The sequence below is a fragment of the Mesorhizobium sp. M2C.T.Ca.TU.002.02.1.1 genome, assembly GCF_003997225.1.
Window position 1 is genome coordinate 1 of sequence record NZ_RZTO01000833.1, and the last position, 2,614, is coordinate 2,614.

General features: G+C 66.3%; 3 protein-coding genes. All 3 read left to right on the forward strand.

Annotation, left to right across the window (positions count from 1 at the left end; translation table 11 throughout):
- The first annotated feature begins 14 nt into the window (after positions 1 to 14).
- The 3 genes from ffh to rpsP all read left to right on the forward strand — a co-directional run bounded on the left by ffh (position 15) and on the right by rpsP (position 2,443).
- Positions 15 to 1,601 carry a signal recognition particle protein gene (ffh, locus tag EOD07_RS30090; protein WP_127237907.1) on the forward strand — a complete coding sequence of 529 codons (1,587 nt, stop codon included), beginning with the start codon at positions 15 to 17 and terminating at the stop codon, positions 1,599 to 1,601.
- Positions 1,602 to 1,608: 7 nt separating this feature from the next.
- Positions 1,609 to 1,935 (forward strand): chorismate mutase, encoded by a 327-nt coding sequence (locus tag EOD07_RS30095; protein ID WP_040987861.1) that lies wholly within the window; start codon positions 1,609 to 1,611, stop codon positions 1,933 to 1,935.
- Positions 1,936 to 2,041: 106 nt separating this feature from the next.
- Positions 2,042 to 2,443 (forward strand): 30S ribosomal protein S16, encoded by a 402-nt coding sequence (rpsP, locus tag EOD07_RS30100; protein WP_040987859.1) that lies wholly within the window; start codon positions 2,042 to 2,044, stop codon positions 2,441 to 2,443.
- The last annotated feature ends 171 nt before the right edge of the window (positions 2,444 to 2,614 follow it).

Genomic DNA, 2,614 nt, shown 5'->3' on the forward strand with positions numbered 1-2,614 from the left:
ATCAAGGACCGCAGATGTTTGAATCCCTCCAGGAGCGTCTTGGCTCCATCCTGAACGGCCTGACCGGCCGCGGCGCGCTTTCCGAGACGGATGTCTCGGCAGCGCTTCGCGAGGTGCGCCGCGCGCTGCTCGAGGCCGACGTCGCGCTGGAGGTGGTTCGCTCCTTCACCGACAAGGTGCGCGAGAAGGCGGTCGGCGCGGCGGTGCTGAAGTCGATCAAGCCCGGGCAGATGGTCGTCAAGATCGTCCATGACGAGCTGGTCGACATGCTGGGCGCCGAGGGTGTGGCCATCGACCTCAACGCGCCGGCGCCCGTCGTCGTCATGATGGTCGGCCTGCAGGGCTCCGGCAAGACGACCACCTCGGCCAAGATCGCCAAGCGGCTGACCGAGCGGCAGAACAAGAAGGTTCTGATGGCCTCGCTCGACACGCGGCGGCCCGCCGCGCAGGAGCAGTTGCGCCAGCTCGGCGAGCAGACCAAGGTCGCGACGCTGCCGATCATCGCCGGCCAGAGCCCGGTCGATATCGCCAAGCGCGCCGTGCAGGCGGCCAGGCTCGGCGGCCATGACGTCGTCATCCTCGACACCGCCGGCCGCACCCATATCGACGAGCCGCTGATGGTCGAGATGGCCGACATCAAGAAGGTGTCGAGCCCGCACGAAATCCTGCTGGTCGCCGATTCGCTGACCGGCCAGGACGCCGTGAACCTGGCAAAGAGCTTCGACGAGCGCGTCGGCATCACCGGCCTTGTGCTGACCCGCATGGACGGCGACGGCCGTGGCGGCGCAGCGCTTTCCATGCGCGCCGTCACCGGCAAGCCGATCAAGCTCATCGGCACCGGCGAGAAGATGGACGGGCTGGAGGAATTCCACCCCAAGCGCATCGCCGACCGCATCCTCGGCATGGGCGACATCGTCAGCCTCGTCGAGAAGGCCGCCGAGACCATCGACGCCGAGCAGGCGGCGGCGATGGCCAAGAAGATGCAGTCGGGCAAGTTCGACCTGAACGACCTCGCCCAGCAGCTTCAGCAGATGTCGAAAATGGGCGGCATGGGCGGCATCATGGGCATGATGCCCGGCATGGGCAAGATGAAGGACCAGCTGGCCGCCGCCGGCCTCGACGACAAGATGTTCGGCCGCCAGCTCGCCATCATCTCCTCGATGACCAAGGCCGAGCGCGCCAATCCCGATATCCTGAAGCACTCGCGCAAGAAGCGCATCGCCGCCGGCTCCGGCACGGATGCTGCCGAGATCAACAAGCTCTTGAAGATGCATCGCGGCATGGCCGACATGATGAAGGCGATGGGCGGCAAGGGCAAAGGCGGCGGCCTCATGCGCGGCATGATGGGCGGCCTTGCCTCGAAGATGGGCCTTGGCGGCATGATGCCGGGGGGTATGGGGGGCATGCCCGACCTCTCCAAGATGGATCCCAAGCAGCTCGAGGCCCTGCAGAAGCAGGCGCAGGCCGCCGGCCTCGGCAAAGGCCTGCCGGGCGGCTTGCCCGGCGGACTTCCCGGCGGCGGGCTGCCGGGCCTGCCCGGCGGCATGAAGCTTCCGGGCCTGGGCGGCGGTGGGCTGCCCGGTTTGGGCAAGAAGAAGTGAGGGGGCGATGAACGAGGAGAAAGACATGGCCGACGCACGCGCCATCCTGGCGGGCTACCGCGCTTCGATCGACAACATCGATGCCGCCCTCATCCATATGCTGGCCGAGCGCTTCCGCTGCACCAAGGCGGTCGGCGTGCTCAAGGCCGAGCATGGCCTGCCGCCCGCCGACCCGGCGCGCGAGCAGCAGCAGATCGCCCGACTTCGCCAGTTGGCGAACGACGCGCATCTCGACCCCGACTTCGCGGAGAAGTTCCTGAACTTCGTCGTCCGCGAGGTCATCCGCCATCACGAACAGATCGCCGCTGCCAACGGCGCTGCAAAAGCCGGCTGACCTGTGCATGTCGCCCAAAAGTGCTTCGCGGTTTTGGGACAACGACATGCACAACAAGGACTCAGCCGGGATTAATGAACGAAATCAGAGCTTTTAGGAGAAAAGAATGGCACTGAAGATCAGACTGGCCCGTGCGGGCTCGAAGAAGCGTCCTTACTACCATGTCGTCGTCGCCGACGCCCGTTCGCCGCGCGACGGCCGTTTCATCGAGTCGCTGGGTTCCTGGAACCCGCTGCTGCCGAAGGACGGCGAGCGCGTCAAGGTCGACGCCGACCGCGTCAAGCACTGGCTGTCGCACGGCGCCCAGCCGACCGACCGCGTGCTGCGCTTCCTCGACGAGGCCGGCCTTGCCAAGCGCGAAGCCCGCTCGAACCCGAACAAGGCCCTGCCCGGCAAGAAGGCGCAGGAACGCGCTGCCCTGTTGAAGAAGGCGCAGGAAGACGCCGCTGCGGCAGTTGCCGCCGCGACCGCGGCGCCGGCCGAGGCGGAAGCCGCCACCGCCGAGTAATCGCGGCCCTTTCGCTTACGAGAACGGCGGGCTCATGCCCGCCGTCAGACTGCTGACAAACCCCGTCGAATTTCGGCGGGGTTTTGTTTTATGTGATTGAAGCGTTTGAGAAGTTCGTGTCAGGAGATTTTGACAGGAGGCGCCGAGCCCTCATGCGAGGCTTGGTTTTGG